This is a genomic window from Blautia sp. An81, assembly GCF_002161285.1.
Lineage (GTDB): Bacteria > Bacillota > Clostridia > Lachnospirales > Lachnospiraceae > Blautia > Blautia ornithocaccae.
Genome location: NZ_NFHH01000001.1, coordinates 161,878 through 180,088, shown reverse-complemented (window position 1 = coordinate 180,088; position 18,211 = coordinate 161,878). Strand labels below are relative to the sequence as shown.

The 18,211-nt window shown below is 42.9% G+C and carries 16 protein-coding genes; 15 read left to right on the top strand and 1 reads right to left on the bottom strand.

All coding sequences use genetic code 11. The features are described from left to right. Positions 1-32 precede the first annotated feature (32 nt). The 11 genes from B5G33_RS00855 to fabV all read left to right on the top strand — a co-directional run bounded on the left by B5G33_RS00855 (position 33) and on the right by fabV (position 12,391). Positions 33-770, top strand: a complete 738-nt coding sequence (locus B5G33_RS00855) for a sensor histidine kinase (RefSeq protein ID WP_087267385.1) — start codon at positions 33-35, stop codon at positions 768-770. Beyond that, positions 767-2,095, top strand: coding sequence for a hypothetical protein (locus tag B5G33_RS00850; protein ID WP_087416415.1), 1,329 nt, complete (start codon positions 767-769; stop codon positions 2,093-2,095). Before B5G33_RS00855 ends, B5G33_RS00850 begins: the two co-directional genes overlap by 4 nt. 98 nt (positions 2,096-2,193) lie before the next feature. After that, entirely contained in the window at positions 2,194-3,345 is a 1,152-nt protein-coding gene (locus tag B5G33_RS00845) for an LCP family protein (protein WP_087416414.1), read from the top strand. A 20-nt stretch (positions 3,346-3,365) separates the two neighbouring features. Further along, complete coding sequence (gene srtB, locus B5G33_RS00840; protein WP_087416413.1) at positions 3,366-4,148, top strand: class B sortase; 783 nt, start codon at positions 3,366-3,368, stop codon at positions 4,146-4,148. An 81-nt stretch (positions 4,149-4,229) separates the two neighbouring features. Beyond that, complete coding sequence (locus B5G33_RS00835; RefSeq protein WP_087416412.1) at positions 4,230-4,967, top strand: hypothetical protein; 738 nt, start codon at positions 4,230-4,232, stop codon at positions 4,965-4,967. 86 nt (positions 4,968-5,053) lie between these two features. Next, complete coding sequence (locus B5G33_RS00830) at positions 5,054-5,836, top strand: hypothetical protein (protein ID WP_087416411.1); 783 nt, start codon at positions 5,054-5,056, stop codon at positions 5,834-5,836. Positions 5,837-5,954: 118 nt separating this feature from the next. Continuing rightward, positions 5,955-7,748, top strand: coding sequence for an O-antigen ligase family protein (locus tag B5G33_RS00825; RefSeq protein ID WP_087416410.1), 1,794 nt, complete (start codon positions 5,955-5,957; stop codon positions 7,746-7,748). 188 nt (positions 7,749-7,936) lie between these two features. Next, the gene (gene rpsO, locus B5G33_RS00820) at positions 7,937-8,203 is read left to right on the top strand and encodes a 30S ribosomal protein S15 (protein ID WP_087267405.1); all 267 of its coding nucleotides are present in this window, start codon (positions 7,937-7,939) and stop codon (positions 8,201-8,203) included. Positions 8,204-8,372: 169 nt separating this feature from the next. Beyond that, the gene (locus B5G33_RS00815) at positions 8,373-10,466 is read left to right on the top strand and encodes a polyribonucleotide nucleotidyltransferase (protein WP_087416409.1); all 2,094 of its coding nucleotides are present in this window, start codon (positions 8,373-8,375) and stop codon (positions 10,464-10,466) included. Between the two features lie 108 nt (positions 10,467-10,574). Further along, the gene (locus tag B5G33_RS00810) at positions 10,575-11,090 is read left to right on the top strand and encodes a deoxyuridine 5'-triphosphate nucleotidohydrolase (protein ID WP_087416408.1); all 516 of its coding nucleotides are present in this window, start codon (positions 10,575-10,577) and stop codon (positions 11,088-11,090) included. A 110-nt stretch (positions 11,091-11,200) separates the two neighbouring features. Further along, a complete protein-coding gene (gene fabV / locus B5G33_RS00805; RefSeq protein ID WP_087416407.1) occupies positions 11,201-12,391 on the top strand; it encodes an enoyl-ACP reductase FabV in 1,191 nt (396 codons plus the stop codon). 83 nt (positions 12,392-12,474) lie between these two features. Here the strand turns inward: fabV and B5G33_RS00800 are convergent, their stop codons facing one another. After that, the gene (locus B5G33_RS00800) at positions 12,475-12,873 is read right to left on the bottom strand and encodes a DUF1292 domain-containing protein (RefSeq protein ID WP_087416406.1); all 399 of its coding nucleotides are present in this window, start codon (positions 12,871-12,873) and stop codon (positions 12,475-12,477) included. Positions 12,874-13,072: 199 nt separating this feature from the next. Here B5G33_RS00800 and B5G33_RS00795 point away from each other — a divergent pair, with 199 nt between their 5' ends. From B5G33_RS00795 to B5G33_RS00780, 4 genes are read left to right on the top strand one after another with little or no spacing between them, the layout of a single operon-like run. Next, complete coding sequence (locus tag B5G33_RS00795) at positions 13,073-14,650, top strand: ClC family H(+)/Cl(-) exchange transporter (RefSeq protein ID WP_087416405.1); 1,578 nt, start codon at positions 13,073-13,075, stop codon at positions 14,648-14,650. 29 nt (positions 14,651-14,679) lie between these two features. Beyond that, positions 14,680-16,596: a glycogen operon protein GlgX gene (locus tag B5G33_RS00790; RefSeq protein ID WP_087416404.1), complete on the top strand. Its 1,917-nt coding sequence runs from the start codon at positions 14,680-14,682 to the stop codon at positions 16,594-16,596. Then, a complete protein-coding gene (locus B5G33_RS00785) occupies positions 16,548-17,084 on the top strand; it encodes a DUF5662 family protein (RefSeq protein ID WP_087267424.1) in 537 nt (178 codons plus the stop codon). The genes B5G33_RS00790 and B5G33_RS00785 overlap by 49 nt, the downstream gene beginning before the upstream one ends. Positions 17,085-17,091: 7 nt before the next feature. Beyond that, the gene (locus B5G33_RS00780) at positions 17,092-18,117 is read left to right on the top strand and encodes a hypothetical protein (protein WP_087416403.1); all 1,026 of its coding nucleotides are present in this window, start codon (positions 17,092-17,094) and stop codon (positions 18,115-18,117) included. The last annotated feature ends 94 nt before the right edge of the window (positions 18,118-18,211 follow it).

The following is an 18,211-nucleotide window of genomic DNA, read 5'->3' as shown; positions in this document are numbered from 1 at the left end:
GCTATATCTGCCGCAAGAAGGGGGAGGATTATATGCTGATCTTAGGAAGTGCAATCCTTTTGCTGGCTTCCCTGCTTTTGATTCTTGTTGGAATGCGAGTGAACGCTCTGGAAAAAGAAAATCGCCTGCTGTCTGAGTATATGGATACGGCAAAAGATTTTTATCAAGGGATACAGAAACGTATAGAGGCTTCTGGCAAGTACCGCCATGATCTAGCAAAACATATCCAGACCTTGGAAAGCCTTCTGGAAGCGCGGGAGGATAGGGGAGAGATCAGAAGCTACATGGAGGGGCTGAAAAAAGAATATGCAGATTTAAAGAAAAGGGAGTTTTGCAAGGACGAGATTGTGGAGACGATTCTCGATATGAAGGCCAGGCAGTGCCGGGAGTTAGAAATTCCTGCAGATATACGTGCTGAAGACTGTCTTTACAGGGAAATCGAAGAGGCTGACATGGTAGGACTTCTATGTAACCTTCTGGATAATGCTATAGAAGCAAATCAGCGGTGCCGTGAGGGGGAGAGAAGAGGAATCTGGTTTTATATGGAAAAGAAAGAGGATAAGATATTGATAACTGTTAAAAATTGTATTTCTTCAGAGGAAGAGTTCAGTTTTGTTACGAAAAAAAATAAAAAGACAGAACATGGAATTGGTACGAAGATTATTTCCGGTCTTGTAGAGAAATATCAGGGAACCAGAGTGATTAAAGCAGACAGGGAGAATAGGATAGTAGCTGACAGGATTCTCCTTTATGGAAAGGGAAGACTATGAATATGGAAATGCTTCCCTGGCAGATTGCCTTTCGGGTTGCCTTGATTTTACTGTCCAATATATCCATTGCTTTTATTATCCAGCTGACAGCTTTAGAAAGAAGAAGGTCACTTCTGGCTCTCACTCTAGTCTATCTGGGAAGAAATATTCTGCTAAATCTATTAGGCGGAATTGTTTTTCAGGACTACATTGCTCAAAATCCTTTCTGGAACAATTGTTATGAATTTTTCATTACTTTTCAATCTGTGATCCTGTGGGGAGTTGCCTTTTACACATTTGCAGGAGATGCCTTAAAAATCATGGTTGTTTCTATAGCAGCAGAAATCTATACTGTGGCTTTAAACGGCGTCATACTGGCAATGATAAATTTTGTAGAAGGCAGGAATAGTCTGTTTCTAAGTGCAGGACCTTTTCAGCCTTTGGACCTCTTTATACCATTGGTGATGTATGCAGTGTTTCTTCCTCTATATTTTTTCTTTCGGGATAGATTGAGAAAATATAGAAATAAAGAACTGAAGCACAGGAAATTTTGGATTTCCTTTACAGTGCTGTATATTCTTTTGGGAATCATGTCCTGGTGGAATGGCTATGCAAACAAGATGAGCCAGATGTCCTGGGTTACGTGGCTGTTGTTTTTCCTGATGGCAGCAGGCGCAGGAACAGTAGGAGTCATAAGCTGGATGGGTTATATGAAGAGAATAGAGATGGAACACAGGGCTTTAAAAAAACAGCAGGAATTCCTGGGACTGCACAGAAAAGCCATTGATGAACAGATTCAAAGAATGGAAGAAAATCAAAAAATCATCGATCACCAAATGAAGGAGATAGAGAAGTTTGAGGAAAAAGCCTTTTCTGGAGAAAGAGCAGAAAACTATCTGAAAAAATTGAAACAGGAATACCACAGTATTAAGGCTGGAGTTTATTGCAGTGAATGGGAAATTGATGCAGTCTTGTATTATTATGCCAGGAAGGCCAGTCAAAACCAGATTTTCTGCAGCTTTTTCTTTGGAAATTACCGAAAGGGTTCTTTAAACTATGAAGTGCTAAGTGAGATTTTAGTACTTTTATTGGAGAAATCCATCGAAGGGAATCTGACTGTGGAGGCGGAAAAAAGAAAAATTTCTCTTACTGCCGGAACGGTGAAAAATCAGGTGGTATTGATACTGGAGACCAGATGTAAAGGAAGATTTCAGATTGGAAAGTTGAGATATTTCCTAAAGAAGCATCAGGGGATAGTTAAATCTGAGAAAAATGAAGGTGGATTTTATGTAAAAGTTATGATTCCATGTACAGAATATTACAATCAGAAGACAGTTTCTGAATAAAAGGGCGACAAAAGACACAGATTTGATATAATTACCACAGATTAAATCTCTATGCAGAATGTAATCTGCTGATAAACGAAATGGAATGAGTGAGTTTTGTGGAAGAACAGAAAATAGATAAGAAAAAAAAGTCGAGACTGAAGATAGCGGCGGCAATTGTTCTGGGGACTATTTTGCTGATTGTAGCCGGAGCAGGTCTGGGCCTTTTATATTTGAGATTTCAGGGAGAAAGAAGTCTGAAATCTCAGGTTCAGATAATGGATGCAAATATGGAAAATAGGGAAAATACTTCAGAAGATTCTATATCTGAAGAAGAGCAGGAAGGATTTTATATTACATATGATGGGAAACAATACCAGTATAATTCTGATGTGATCAATATTCTATGCCTGGGCATTGACAAAGATATTCCCATAGAGGAGAAAAGAGAAACCGGAAGCGAAGGGCTTGCGGATGTAGTAATCCTTGCCAGCATTGATACAAAGGAAGATACATTAAAGTTTCTTGCCGTTCCAAGGGAAACCATGGTACCTGTAAAGCTTATAGATACAAAGGGAAATTTTGTACGCACAGAGAACGAGCAGATCACACTGCAGTATGCCTATGGGCAGACGGCAGAAAAAAGCTGCGAACTTATGATAGATACAGTGTCCAATCTGCTGTTTCATCTTCCGATACAGAGGTATTGTGCAATTAATTTCCAGGCACTACCGGCATTAAATGACGCTATAGGCGGGGTGGATCTGGTATCAATAGAAACTGTGCACTGGTGGAATGGAAGCTTTTATGAAGGGCAGCAGATGCATTTGGAAGGACAGGCGGCGTTGGACTATGTACGGCAGAGAGATGAGACGATACCCAAAAGCAGTATGGGAAGACTGGAACGACAGAAGCAGTATATTACTTGTTACCTTGAACAGGCAAAGGAGGCTGTAGGGAAGGATTTAACATTGCCGGTGAAAATGTTCCAAAGTCTTACAGAAAATATGTGTACAGATGTAACTGTGGCAGATATCACGTACTTAGTACCGGAACTGCTGAATATGGAGATAAACCTGGAAAATATCAGTATGGTGCCAGGGGAGACGATTACTGGCGGAGAGCATGAAGAATATCATGTAGATGCAGATGCTCTGAAACAGCTGGTGATCCAGATGTTTTATAAAGAGGTTCCGGCAGAACAGACAAATGATTCTGATACAGAGGAAAATACCGTTATAGAAGGCGGTCCGGCAGAAAACGCAAACTAAGGGAAAAGAGGAAAGGAAAGATGAAAAAGACAAAAAAAATAGTGATAGCTGCAGTGGTAGCGCTGATTATTGTTCTGGGAGCGGCAGCAGGGGTGATTTTTTTCTTTCAGCAGGAAGCGTCTGAGGCAGTTGTTCAGGAACAGGTGGAAGAAGCAGATCCAGTTGAGGCTGAAGAAGAATATCAGACACTCCAGGGAGAGGCTGTAACACAAGCTGAGGATCCTGTTCAAAACCAGGTGGATTTTGAAGCGCTTCAGGAAATAAATCCAGATGTCTATGCCTGGATCCAGATACCGGGGACAAATGTGAATTATCCCATTTTGCAGTCTGTTACGGAAGCTGATGACTATTATCTGAACACAACGATTGATGGGAAAGCAGGATATCCAGGTTCTATTTATACTGAAAAATATAATTCAACTTCCTTCACGGATCCGGTGACGGTGGTATATGGACATAATATGAAGGAAGGAACTATGTTTGCGGATCTTCATAAATATACGGACAGAACATTTTTTGACAGTAATCCCTATATTTATATTTATCTGCCGGACAAGACTTTGAAGTACCAAATTTTTGCGGCAGTGGCCTTTGATGACCGTTATATACTAGGAAATTATAACTTCCAGGATAAGGATGACTTCCAGAAATATCTGGACGAGCTGAGAAGTTCCATTGACGGAAATGTAAATCAAGATGTGCAGGTGACCCAGGAGAGCAAAATTCTGACGCTGTCTACTTGTATCGGAGAGTATCCTGATCAGAGATGGCTGGTAAATGCTACACTGGTGGGGGAAAATTGAGAAGATTTACGAAGTGTATAAGAATGTCTGGTATATCAAGACATTTTTATAAAAAATCCCAGGAGAAGAAAGGAGAAAAAGATGGGAATGAAAAATCTGAAAAAGGCGGCAGCGTTTATTGCTGCAACAGTGCTTTGCATGAGTATGAGTATGGGAGTGTTGGCTTCCAGCCCTACAGATCCGGACCAGATTCCAGGTATTTCTTACGGAATGTCTTTGGATAATGAGGATGGCCCAAGTATCAGCGCAGTAGCGGTATCTAAAGATCTTAGTGAAGAAGTTGAAGCAATCTTACAGGACAAAAGCCAGATAAAGGATATCCTTATAAATGCCGGATATGAGGTAAAAGACGATCAGGATATTACCGTTATTGCAGCTTCTGATATGGAGCTTATCGATCCCAGAAATGGTGAAAAAGTAGAGATCCCAGAAGGGGGTACAGACTTTGAATTTTATCTGGGAGCTGATTTGTGGAGTGGACTTTCCAACCCGAATTTAGAGGGAATCAAAAATAATGATACTCTTTATATCCTGCATCAGAAAGCTGACGGAACCTGGGAAGTGCTGGAAGCTACAGCAGTCGTAGAAACATCTGGTGACGTTACGACCTATAAAGTAAAAGCGCATTTTGACAGCTTCTCTCCAGTAGCGATCATTAAAGTTATGTCCAACGGTAAGATTACAGTCTTGGATAAAAATGGTAATGAAACAGGTACAATTACAACAACTGAAGCCAATAAAGGTGATAAGGTAAAAGGTGAATCTGTAAAAGTTGTAAAGACAACCGCAGAGAAGAAATCTCCGAAGACAGGTAATTAAGACCTTTGCTTTTTAAGGTTAAGACATTCTGTAATGGAATGTTTTAATAAATCATGTCACACAAAATAGAGAGGAGAAAGAAAACAATGAGCAAAATAAAAAAAGCAGCTGCAGTTGTTGCAGCAGCCGTACTTTGCATGAGCATGAGTATAGGCGTATTCGCATCCAGCCCAACAGACCCAGAGCAGATTGTTAATGATGGAAAAACGTTAACCTTCAATTCGATTTGGATGTCAGAAGGTACCGACAAAGACGGAAATAAGGTAACTGCATACAGTATGGAAGATCTTAGCCAGGAAGTTAAGGAAATCTTAAGTGATGAAGAAAAGGTTAAGGATATTCTTTACGAAGCAGGTTATACGGTAGAAGACGGCCAGGAGGTTAAGGTTATTGCTGCAAGCGATCTTGAACTTGTAAATGATAGATGGGAAGAAGTAGAAGTACCAGAAGGCGGCGTTGACCTTGATTTGACATTTGGAAATAATACAGAATATAAATCAGGCTATAAATATACAAATGGTGATATTGAAGGGCTCAAAGAAGGAGATACGGTATATATCCTTCATCAGAAAGATGATGGAACCTGGGAAGTTATGGAAGGTACGGTTAAAGTTAATAGATATGATTACGATAATTATACCTATTCAAGATATTATGTAACCGCTCACTTTGATACCCTTTCCCCAGTAGCCATCATTAAGGTTATGTCTAATGGTGAAGTTGTAGTTTTAGATAAGAATGAAAACTACAAGGGAACTATTGATGTTAATGCTGCAAATAGCGCTAACAAAGGTGAAAAAGTAAAAGGAGAAACCTCCAAGATTGTGAAGACAACTGCAGAGAAAAAATCTCCAAAGACAGGTAATTAGTTTTTTATTATTAAAAATATTATAAAAGAAGTAAATATTTTGTGTGATTATACATGAAGAAGAGCCCCATACATCGCTCATAAGATGTAATGGGGCTCTTCGGTATCAGAGGAAGATTATGAAACGTTTAGAAAACTATAGAAAAGTCCTGGCAGTGATCCTAACCCTGTTTATGGTGTTCTACCCTTTTTTGATCTACTTCCACGTGGCGAGACCGGAAGGAATGGAATTAATTTACTTCGCTAAAAAGTCAAAATTTACAGTAGACCTTTTTTACTATAATAAAGAGGTTGTTTTATTTGTTTTTGCCTTGTTTTTGTTGGCGGCTATGGGTTTGGGATTTTTGGCCTACTGGATTCTTGCAGACAAATTTCCGGAAGATCTTTGGAAAGGCAGAAAGCTTTGGGCCGCCTTGGGACTTTATTTCTTACTGAATGTGTTGTCCTGTATATTTTCCCAGTATAGGGAGTATGGATTTATGGGCCTGAGTATTGACTATGAGGGCCTGGCTGCAATTTTTGGATATATGGTGCTATTTATCGGCGGATTTTTTCTTTTTGCCGGCAAATGGGGAGAAAAACTTTTGATATGGAGCATCCGGCTGCTGAGTCTGCTGCTTACAATTGGAGCAGTGGCCGAACTTGTCTGGGGGCCTGCCTTTAATATAGAGTCAGTCCAAAAGCTTCTTACACCAGAAAGATATCAGCATCTTTTGGAAAATATTTATCTGGATTATAATGGGAGTGTGGCGCTTACTTTTGGAAACCCTGGATTCTTTGGGGGATTTTGCGCACTGCTATTTGGAGTAATGACTGCTTCCGCTTTGACCGAAAAATCTACAGGTGCAAGAATCTTGGACGGGATTTTAGCTGGAGGTCTGTTTTTTGATGTTTTTGTATCCGATTCTTCAGGTGCATTTTATGCGTCTGTGATTACTTTGCTCGTAGAAGGAATACTGCTGTTTTCCAAGAAAATTTGGAAAAACTATCTGCAGGCGGCAATCATCATGACCGTCTGTGTCCTTATTCTACTGATAGCCCCAGGCAGCTTTACCAAAGGGGAAAATTTATTAGGGAATGTAAAAGAATCAGTGGTCAATAGTCAATATGAGAAAACTTCAGAAGTATTCACTGTAGAAAAAATACAGTTGAACCAGGGAATTCTTTCTGTGGAAGGAAAGCAGAGAGATTTCCAGGTAGAAGTTCTGAAAGACGCTGCAGATCTTACAATAGAGGACTTTCGATTCAGCGATGAAGAGAATACGGAGATTCCATTAGAAGCTACATTGGAAGGAGCAAGACTTTCAGGAGAATATGAAAAAATTTCTCTATCAGTTGTGGGAAGAGTTCTCTCTTTGGATTTCGGATATCAGGACCCGGTGGAGTTCTATGTACAGGATGGACTTTTGTACTATGTGGATTTTAATGGCTCCCTACTTTCCAGGATTCCTCAGCCGGTTATTACTGGATTTGAACAGTTTTATTCCCTTTTTACAGGGAGAGGCTATATCTGGATTTCCTCCATACCGCTTCTTTGGGATGTAGTGGTTCTCGGCAGGGGAATTGGGACCTTTCCTTTTTACTATCCTCAGTCGGAAGTAGCAGGTATGCTGAATGTACATGGAAGCGCAGATTACTGTATCGAACAGGCCCATAGCTGGTATTTGCAGACGGCTATAAGCAGCGGGCTTATTTCCCTTTTCTGTATGCTGTATATTTTTGCTTGGTGCTTTTTTAAAGGAGCAGGAAGACTGATTAAAAAGGAAACACCCTCAGGAAATTTGGAATATCTGCTTCTCTTTGGATTGCTGGCTTATGAGATTGCTGGATTGGTAAATAACAGCTGTGTAGCGGCAACAGCTTTTTTCTGGCTTATTTTAGGGTATACAGGGGGAAAATTGTTAAAGGGATAGATTTCACAGTCTGCAGTACAACATGGTGGTGCTTTTTGTGGAGTATAATATTTGTAGATTTTTCCCTTTACAACCCAATCTCCTTATGCTATACTCAAAACGTTGGAAACAGCCGTGGTTCAGGAATTGGAATCTCCAACCGTTTCTTAATCACCGGCGATTATTAAAAGTATATGGAGGAAAACAAAATGATTTCTAAAGAAAAGAAACAGGCTATCATGGCAGAATATGCAAGAACACCTGGAGACACAGGTTCACCTGAGGTACAGGTTGCAGTTCTTACAGCAAGAATCAATGAGCTGACAGAGCATTTAAAGGTGAATCACAAAGATCATCATTCCAGAAGAGGTCTTCTGAAAATGGTAGGTCAGAGACGTGGTTTACTTGCATACCTGAAGAAAAAAGATATCGAGAGATACCGTTCTTTAATTGAAAGGTTAGGTCTCAGAAAGTAATCAGATCAGGGTTGACGGGGCGGGAGAAATTCCGCCCTGTTTTACGCCATGAAAACAGCGGTCCGCGTGCCCTGTGCCGAGACCACTGAAAAGAACATTTGCCCCAAGTGCTTTTTTCAGTTGTTTCGGAGAGAGATGCAGGACCGCAATAAGTAAAAGGAGAAAAGATATGTATAAAAGTTTTTCAATGGAGCTTGCCGGCAAAACACTGACAGTAGATGTTGGTCGTGTGGCTAAGCAGGCAAATGGTGCTGCATTTATGCACTATGGAGATACTACGGTATTATCTACAGCAACGGCTTCTGATAAGCCCAGAGAAGGAATCGATTTCTTCCCATTAAGCGTAGAATATGAAGAAAAGATGTACGCAGTTGGAAAAATTCCAGGAGGCTTTAATAAGAGAGAAGGAAAGGCCAGTGAACATGCCATCCTGACTTCCCGTGTAATAGACCGTCCTATGCGTCCCCTGTTTCCAAAAGATTATAGAAATGATGTGACTCTGAATAATATGGTCATGTCTGTAGACCCGGAGTGTAATCCAGAGGTTGTGGCAATGCTGGGCTCTTCTATTGCCACCTGCATTTCCGATATTCCTTTTGACGGTCCCTGTGCCGCTACACAGATTGGTCTGATCAATGGGGAGTTTGTAGTTAATCCATCTCTGGCACAGAAGGAGATTTCCGATCTTCAGCTTACTGTAGCTTCTACCAGAGAAAAAGTTATTATGATCGAAGCTGGCGCCAACGAAGTGCCGGAAACTCAGATGATCGAAGCAATTTTCAAGGCTCATGAAGTGAACCAGGAAATCATTGCTTTTATTGATAAGATTGTTGCAGAATGTGGAAAAGAGAAGCACTCTTATGAGAGCTGTGCAGTTCCGGAAGAATTATTTTCCGCTATCAAAGAAATCGTTACTCCTGAAGAGATGGAAGAAGCTGTCTTCACAGACGAGAAACAGGTGAGAGAGGAAAATATCCGCCAGATCACCGAGAAGCTGGAAGAAGCTTTTGCGGACAATGAAGAATGGCTGGCTGTTTTAGGAGATGCTATTTATCAGTACCAGAAGAAAACTGTCCGGAAGATGATCTTAAAGGATCATAAACGTCCTGACGGAAGGGATATCCGCCAGATCCGTCCTCTGGCAGCAGAAGTAGATATCGTACCAAGAGTACATGGTTCTGCTATGTTTACAAGAGGACAGACTCAGATTTGTACTGTTACCACTCTGGCACCTCTTTCTGAGGCTCAGAGACTGGACGGACTGGACGAGTTTGAAGTGAGCAAGCGCTATATGCATCACTATAATTTCCCATCCTACTCTGTAGGAGAGACAAAACCTTCCAGAGGCCCAGGACGCCGTGAGATCGGACATGGGGCTCTGGCAGAGAGAGCTCTGGTTCCCGTACTGCCAAGTGTAGAGGAATTCCCTTATGCTATCCGTACCGTTTCCGAGACTTTTGAGTCTAACGGTTCTACTTCCCAGGCAAGTATCTGTGCTTCTACGATGTCTCTGATGGCTGCAGGCGTTCCGATCAAGAAACCGGTTGCCGGTATTTCCTGCGGTCTGGTAACAGGAGAGACAGACGATGATTATATTGTACTGACAGACATTCAGGGTCTGGAAGACTTCTTCGGCGATATGGACTTCAAGGTGGCAGGAACTCATGAAGGAATCACTGCTATTCAGATGGATATTAAAATCCACGGTCTTACAAGACAGATCATTGAGGAAGCGATTGCCCGGACCAGAGAGGCAAGAGAATATATTCTGGATGAAGTTATGGCAAAATGCATTGACAAGCCCAGAGAGACTGTAAGCAAATATGCGCCTAAGATCATTCAGATCCAGATTGATCCGGAAAAAATTGGTGATGTTGTTGGACAGAGGGGAAAAACCATCAATGCCATTATCGATGAAACCGGCGTAAAGATTGATATTGACGACAACGGCGGTGTTTCTATCTGCGGCACAGACCAGGCCATGATGGATAAGGCTGTAAAATACATCAATATCATTACCACAGATTTTGAGGAAGGACAGATTCTTACAGGAAAAGTGGTAAGCATTAAGGAATTCGGCGCATTTCTGGAATTTGCTCCTGGCAAAGAAGGAATGGTCCACATTTCCAAGATTGCGAAAGAGCGCATCGACAAGGTAGAAGACGTACTTTCCCTGGGAGATGTTGTGAAGGTAGTCTGCCTGGGTAAAGACAGACAGGGCCGCATCAGCTTCAGCATGAAAGACGTGCCAAAAGAGAATTAAAAGAAAATTGAGGGGCTGCTGCAATGAACTATGTGCGGCAGCTCTTTTGTTTTAACAGATATCAGATAAGAAAAGAACTTTGAACAAGCCATGAGTAAGGAGAAAGATATGAGGAGAATCGCAAAATTCCAGAAGGTAACCTGGGAACAGTTCCGGGAAGGATGGCTGGGCGCCTTTCCGCAGACAGAGGAAGAAAAAATCCGGGAGATTTATGATGGGATCCGTCTTCCAAGAAGAGCCACTGCAGGAAGTGCCGGCTATGATTTCTTCAGCCCGGTAGATTTTGAGCTGAAACCGGGAGAAACTCTGAAAATGCCTACAGGGATCCGGGCCTGGATGGAACCAGACTGGGTATTGAAAATCTATCCCCGGAGCGGACTGGGATTTAAATACCGTCTTCAGTTAAATAATACAGTTGGTATCATTGACAGCGATTATTATTACTCAGATAATGAAGGTCATATTTTTATTAAGATAACTAATGATTCAAAAGAAGGAAAGACCGTTCAGGTAGAGGGGGGAACAGGATTCGCTCAGGGGATTTTTCTGGAGTATGGGATTACAGTGGACGATGATGCTACAGCAGTACGCAACGGTGGCATGGGCAGTACCACAGGAAAATAGGAACAAAAATCTTGCATATTATTTTGGGGTGTGTTAGAATGTTTTGAGACTCAAAGTAAATATGCAGAAGAGATTGAGAAGTGATTATAGAAATCCAGGAGGAGCATATCATGATTGTTGAACCTAAGGTCAGAGAGTTTATTTGTACTACTGCCCATCCCCAGGGCTGTAAAGAGAATGTAAGAGAGCAGATCGCGTATGTGAAAGAGCAGGGGATTACAGGGGGGCCAAAAAAGGTCCTGGTAATCGGAGCTTCCACGGGATATGGACTGGCAAGCAGGATCACGTCCGCTTTCGGATGTCATGCAGCTACACTGGGAATTATGTTTGAAAAGCCATCTAATGGAAAGAGAACAGCCACTCCAGGCTGGTATAACACAGCCGCTTTTGAGGAAGAGGCTGCAAAAGAAGGGGTGTATGCAAAATCCATTAATGGAGACGCGTTTTCAAAAGAAGTAAAAGAACAGGCGATTTCCATAATAAAGGAAGACCTGGGAAAGGTGGATATGGTAATCTACAGTCTGGCGGCGCCCAGAAGGACTGATGCCCAGGGGAAAATGTGGGTATCCACTTTGAAGACCACAGACAAGCCTTTTACAGAAAAGAGTCTGGATCTGCGGACAAATACCATTGTTACCAAGACAGTAGAACCTGCAGAAGAAGGAGAATTGGAAGGTACTGTAAAGGTTATGGGCGGAGAAGACTGGATGGACTGGATCGATGCGCTGAAAGCCGCCGATGTACTGGAAAAAGATGCAGTAACAGTGGCTTATTCTTATATCGGTCCGGAACTTACATATCCGATCTATTATGACGGAACCATCGGTCAGGCAAAACGCCATCTGACAAAAACTGCAGGAGAGATTAATGAGAAGTATGAGGATGTAAAGGCCTATATTTCTGTTAATAAGGCTCTGGTTACCCAGGCCAGTGCAGCAATTCCTATTGTGCCTCTGTATTTTGCTATTTTATATAAGGTGATGAAGGAACAGGGAACTCATGAGGGATGTATCCAGCAGATCGCCAGACTTTTCAAGGATAAGCTGCTGGTGGAACAGGTGCCTGCAGATGAAAAATACCAGATTCGTATCGATGACTGGGAATTAGATGATAAGGTCCAGAATCAGGTAATGGAGTGCTGGAAAAAGGTCACTACAGAAAACGTAGAAGAAGTTTCTGATATTGACGGATACTGGGAAGACTTTTACCATATGTTTGGTTTCCATTTTGATAATATTGATTATACAGAAGATACGGAAGTCCAGGTGGAAATCCCCAGCCTGAAAGCTGATGCCCAGTAGTAGAGGAGCATGAAGAAACAAAAGAAGAGGGGCTGTCGCATTAAATATTTAATGCAACAGTCCCTTTTAGGCAGAAGGAAAAATCAGTTTTCCTCCAGGTCTTTTTCACTTTTTAAATTTGCGATAAAGTCATGAAAGGCTTCAGCAGCCGCCATGTATTCATCTTCCCGCTCAATATTGCTGACAACGGGGTTGTCTCCATCTTCGGAAAAACGGAATAAATAAGTTTCTCCCTCAGGACTCTTTCCATTTTGGTTCAGAGGAACCAGAGCAATATATTCTCCGAAGCCCTCTACAGGAAAGGTAGTGAGAACGGCACATTCCAGTACCGTATCGTCTTCCAGAGTCAGTTTGATGGTAGGATTGGGAACTCTGGGAATGGTGCCGTTACTTCCGCCGGCACTGGAACAGTCGGCAGTACAGGAAGCACAGTCGCTGGGCTTACATGCCCCGATATCAGTTGTATAGCTTTCTTCACTCATGTTTGGACCTCTCTCTTTTGAATTTCCTTAATATTTTATCAGATACTTACTGATAATGCAATGGCGCCTGGGGCTAAAAGAATTTGCATTTTCATATGGGGACACGTATAATGAAAATGATCATACATGAGATTAAGGCTGATTTCCGCTCTTTACAGGCAAAGAGCAACAGATACTTTTAATAAGGAGGTCCTTAAAAGTGAAAAAGGATACCACCCATATTATCCGAAGAGCAGAGCATTTTAAGACAATACTGACAGCAGAGGGATTTCTGGTAGGGATCATAGCCGGTCTGGTAGTGCTGCTGTATAGGGTTCTGCTGGAGTATGCGGGCAAAGCCATGACAGAGGTCCTTCAATATGCCCGTGAATACCCGGCTGCGGCAGCAGCATGGCTTTTTCTGCTGGTTGTTATGGCCTGTATTGTGGGAAAACTTGTAAAGTGGGAGCCCATGATCTCAGGAAGCGGCATCCCCCAGGTGGAAGGGGAGATGATGGGAAAGCTGGAGCAGGTCTGGTGGCGTGTTTTGCCTGCTAAATTCCTGGGAGGCTTTCTTTCTCTATTGGCGGGGCTTTCTTTAGGAAGAGAGGGACCTTCTATCCAGATCGGAGCAATGACAGGAAAAGCAGTGTCTAAGGCTTTGGACAGAGGAAAGACAGAGGAAAAATATCTGCTCACCTGCGGCGCCAGCGCCGGACTGGCAGCGGCTTTTCACGCGCCTCTGGCCGGAGTTATGTTTTCTCTGGAAGAAATACACAAAAACTTTTCGGTTTCTGTTCTGGTCTCAGTAATGACAGCTTCGATTACGGCAGATTATATTTCCGGACAGCTTTTAGGTTTTCAGTCGGTATTCCAGTTTGATATAGGCCTGGAGATTGAGCCCCGGTATTACTGGCATATTGTGATACTTGGTGTGATCCTAGGTCTGCTGGGTGCTTTTTACAACAAAATGACAATGTGGGTCCAGGGCCTGTATTATAAGGCTAAGAGGCTGAATGAGACGACCAGACTTTTAATACCATTTCTTCTGGCCGGCGTTCTGGGACTTGCCGCTCCCCAGGTGCTGGGAAGCGGTCATGACCTTATTGAAACAGCTGCTGGAGGAGAAATGGTCCTGGGGACACTTTTAGGCCTGCTGGCCCTGAAGTTTGTGTTTTCTTTAATCTCCTTTGGCTCAGGAGCTCCAGGAGGAATTTTCTTTCCCCTTCTGGTCTTAGGAGCCCTTATCGGAGGCAGTTATGGAACCTTTGCCGCCCAATATATGGGACTGGATCCCTCCTATATCAGTAATTTCGTGCTTCTTGCCATGGCTGGATATTTTACTGCTATCGTAAGAGCGCCTATTACGGGAATCATACTGATATTTGAGATGACAGGGCAGGTAAGTCAGATGCTGTCTATGTCCCTGATTTCTATTACTGCATATCTGGTAGCTTCCTGGGTAAGGTCAGAACCGATTTACGAGAGCCTTCTGAACAGTCTGCTGAAAAGACGGGGACAGAAGGTAACAGAAAAAACAGGAGAAAAGATTTTACAGGAATTTGTAGTCTGCCATAACAGCCCGATCCACAATAAGATGATCCAGCAGATAGAGTGGCCCAGAAATTGCCTGATCGTGGCGGTGAGGAGAAATGGGGCAGAATTGATACCAAGAGGGAGAACCATACTCATGGCGGGGGACATCATTGTCACCATGGCTGATGAGTTGGATGCGCCGGCTGTATATGATTATATGGAAAAGGCATGTACAGAAAAAAATAATAAGACTGATCAGTAATCCATGAATAAAAGAAATGAGGTGCCGGTTTGAACACAACAGAAAGAGAGAAGAAAGAAAAAGTACAGACTGTTCCGGGATGCTCCTGCTTTCCAGGAGTCCGGAAGACATCAGAAGGCTATGAATTTGCCCTAGAAGTTCCACGGGGAATGGAGGCTTCTCTGCTTTTATACAGGCAGGGAGAAGATACTCTGGAAATCCCCTTTCCGGAGGAGAGCAGGGAGGGAGAAATCCTCTCTGTAAGAGTAAAGGGAATCCGTGAAGAGATAAGGTATAATTTTCAGATAGAAGGAGAAGTGATCCAAGACCCCAGAGCCAGGTATCTTTGCAATACCCAGGGATTCGGAGAAAAAGTTTCAGAGACTTTGTGCTGTGGATGGAAAACAGACCGCTATGTATGGAAAGCAGAAAAGAGAGAACCAAGATCTCTGGCAGATACTATACTCTATAAGCTTCAGGTCCGGAGTTTTACCATGCACAGAAGCTCCGGAGTACGGAAAAAAGGAACTTTTCAGGCAGTTGAGCAGAAGATTCCCTATCTTCAGGAACTGGGAGTTACAGCTGTTCTTCTGATGCCGGCCTATGAATACAGAGAGAGGATGCGGATCAAGCGCAGAGATCATCTGTACGGATATACAGAAGAGAAGCGAAAGAAAGAAGAAAATCCCAGGATAAACTGCTGGGGATATACGGGAGATGCCTGTTACTATGCACCTAAGTCTGCTTTCTGCGCTACCAGAAATCCTGTACAGGAGTTTAAACATATGGTGGATGCTTTCCATCAGAATGGTCTGGAATGTTTAATGGAATTTTACTTTGAGGAGGAGACTTCTCCTTCAGAGGCTCTGGAGATTTTAAAATACTGGAAGAGAGAATATCATATAGATGGCTTCCATCTTATGGGAAGAGGAATCTGCCAGGAAGTCTTTATGAAAGACGCCTATCTCTCAGGAACAAAACTTTTCTTCCATGATGTAGACGGGGAAGCAGTATTGGGAGGAAGGAAGCTGACCTATAAAAATGTGGGAGAATATAATGAAGGCTTCCTTTACTGCATGCGCCATATGTTAAAGGGCGATGAGAATATGATGGGAGAATTTTTATTCCGTATCAGAAGAAATCCCCCATATAACGGGGTGATCAATTATATGGCGGATCAGGATGGCTTTACTATGGGAGATATGGTGGCCTATGAAGAGCGGCATAATGAAGAAAATGGGGAGAACAACCAGGATGGACTGGAATACAACTGCACCTGGAATTGCGGGGCGGAAGGACCTACCAGAAAACAGAATATCCGGCAGCTGCGTTTCCGCCAGCTGAAAAACGCTTTTGCTATGCTGATGTTTTCCCAGGGAACCCCTATGATCTTCCAGGGAGACGAGTGGGGAAATTCCCAGAGGGGAAATAACAATGCCTGGTGCCAGGACAATGAATTAGGCTGGGTGGACTGGAGAGGCATGAAAAAGAACGGAAAGCTTCTGGACTTTGTAAAAAAGGCTGTTTCCTTTCGGAAACAGAATCCCCTTCTCCATATGGAAACCGAGCCTAAGGGAACGGACTATAAGGCCCTGGGATATCCGGATATTTCCTATCATGGAGAACAGGCCTGGTATCTTGACCGGGGCAGCAGTCAGAGATATCTGGGAGTTATGTACTGCGGAGATTATGCGGGACAGGACAGAGATTTTATCTTTCTGGCCTGTAATTTTCACTGGATGCCCCATGAAATAGCCCTTCCGGGGGCAGCCAAAGAGATTTCCTGGAGAAAGATTATGGCCACAGACCAGGAAGAGAGCAGGGAATTTGAACCGGAAGAGAAAGTTTTGAAAGAGAAAACCATAGAAATTCCACCAAGAACCATTATAATTTTAGCAGGAAAGCAGGATGAGAAAGCATGCGGGTCTGGCAACATTTTAAGACGATTACAAGGCACAAGCTTTTAGTAATGAAATACTGTTTTAAGATAGGGCTTTATAAGCAGGGAATCCTTCACGACCTGTCCAAATATTCCTGGACAGAGTTTTCTGTGGGATGCAGATATTATCAGGGAAACAGAAGTCCCAACAATGCAGAGAGAGAGGCCACAGGCCTTTCTACCTCCTGGATACACCATTACGGAAGAAATAAGCATCATTTTGAACATTGGGTAGATTACGGCATTAACTGTGACACAGTAATCCGGGGAGTGCCTATGCCCAGGAAGTATATTGCAGAGATGGTCATGGACCGTATCAGCGCTTCCAGAAACTACCACCCGGATACTTATACAGATGCTGCTCCATTGGAATATTTCCTGAAAAGCAAAGACAAGCTGTGGTTTGTCCATGAAAAAACAAACCGAGATTTGGAGATGCTCCTTCGGATGCTGGCCGAGAGAGGGGAAAGAGAAACACTGAAATATATCAAGCATGTTTATTTGAAAGGAAAGTAGAAAAATTATGACAATGCAGTTAGAACAGGTTTTGGGAATCATAAATAACCTGTGGCAGCAGATACCTCAAGAATATTTGATCATTTTTACTTTTGGCGGAGCAGGTTTTGCTCTCCTTAACTGCTTCATGGGATATCGGTTAAGAAAGGTCTGGGGATGCCTGCTAGGTCTTCTGGCAGGAGGGGCAGGAGGCACTGCAGTAGGCTATTATGTCCTGAATGACTGGGTGCTGGCTCTGGCAGCCGGAGCAGGATGTGCTCTGATCGTCTGCTTTCTTGCATGGGTTTTTTATAAACTGGGCGTCTTTGTAATGTGTACCGGCCTTATATATTTCATGGTCATTACTTTCATGGAAAGTCCTTCTACAATGAATCATCTGATCGCTCTTGTGATCGGTGTTTTTGCAGGAACTCTGGCACTGGGATATGAGCGTCAGATGGTGATCGTCATTACGGCTCTATGCGGTGGTATCGGCGGTATGGGGCTGCTGCTGTCTATGGTAAATGTTGATTCCAGTGCAGCTCATCTTTTACTGGGACTGGTACTGGCGGCTTTTGGGGCCTTTGTACAGTCACTTCCGTACATGACCCGGAGAAATTCAGAGGCTCCTCTGACAAGACGAGGAAGCAGAGGTCTGCCGGGACGGAAGAAAAAGGTGGTAAAGAAAACTGTACATCACAGAAGTGGCGGCAGCAGGAGATACCAGGATACAGAGAAAGAATCTGAAAAAGCAGATCCTAAGAAAACCGATTCTAAGAAAACCAAGCCTAAGAAGGATCACTTTGACGCAGAAGACTATGACGATGAGGACCTGGAAGAAATCTATGAGGCCAGAGAAAAGGAAAGGCAGAAGCTGAATATGGACAGAACCCAGGAATATGTTGTGGGTCAGAAACAGTACGAAAGGCCTAAGCCAACGAATAATTACGGAGCGCAGCCAGGAGTAGGGATTGACTTGGACGATCTGAACCGGGAGCTTTCACGGGAAATCCAGAAGATATATAATGACGAGAATTCTGGGCCGGATAATTGACAAAGAAAAGGAATTACTGTATACTTAGAAAAAGAATATTTTGTATATCAAAATATTTGAAATGAAAAGTAACACGATAACAGAATAGAGGTAA

Coding starts and splice junctions, on each gene's coding strand:
- B5G33_RS00855 (WP_087267385.1), top strand. CDS start 33: ATGCTGATCTTAGGAAGTGCAATCCTTTTGCTGGCTTCCCTGCTTTTG.
- B5G33_RS00850 (WP_087416415.1), top strand. CDS start 767: ATGAATATGGAAATGCTTCCCTGGCAGATTGCCTTTCGGGTTGCCTTG.
- srtB (WP_087416413.1), top strand. CDS start 3,366: ATGAAAAAGACAAAAAAAATAGTGATAGCTGCAGTGGTAGCGCTGATT.
- B5G33_RS00835 (WP_087416412.1), top strand. CDS start 4,230: ATGGGAATGAAAAATCTGAAAAAGGCGGCAGCGTTTATTGCTGCAACA.
- B5G33_RS00830 (WP_087416411.1), top strand. CDS start 5,054: ATGAGCAAAATAAAAAAAGCAGCTGCAGTTGTTGCAGCAGCCGTACTT.
- B5G33_RS00825 (WP_087416410.1), top strand. CDS start 5,955: ATGAAACGTTTAGAAAACTATAGAAAAGTCCTGGCAGTGATCCTAACC.
- rpsO (WP_087267405.1), top strand. CDS start 7,937: ATGATTTCTAAAGAAAAGAAACAGGCTATCATGGCAGAATATGCAAGA.
- B5G33_RS00815 (WP_087416409.1), top strand. CDS start 8,373: ATGTATAAAAGTTTTTCAATGGAGCTTGCCGGCAAAACACTGACAGTA.
- B5G33_RS00810 (WP_087416408.1), top strand. CDS start 10,575: ATGAGGAGAATCGCAAAATTCCAGAAGGTAACCTGGGAACAGTTCCGG.
- fabV (WP_087416407.1), top strand. CDS start 11,201: ATGATTGTTGAACCTAAGGTCAGAGAGTTTATTTGTACTACTGCCCAT.
- B5G33_RS00800 (WP_087416406.1), bottom strand. CDS start 12,873: ATGAGTGAAGAAAGCTATACAACTGATATCGGGGCATGTAAGCCCAGC.
- B5G33_RS00785 (WP_087267424.1), top strand. CDS start 16,548: ATGCGGGTCTGGCAACATTTTAAGACGATTACAAGGCACAAGCTTTTA.
- B5G33_RS00780 (WP_087416403.1), top strand. CDS start 17,092: ATGACAATGCAGTTAGAACAGGTTTTGGGAATCATAAATAACCTGTGG.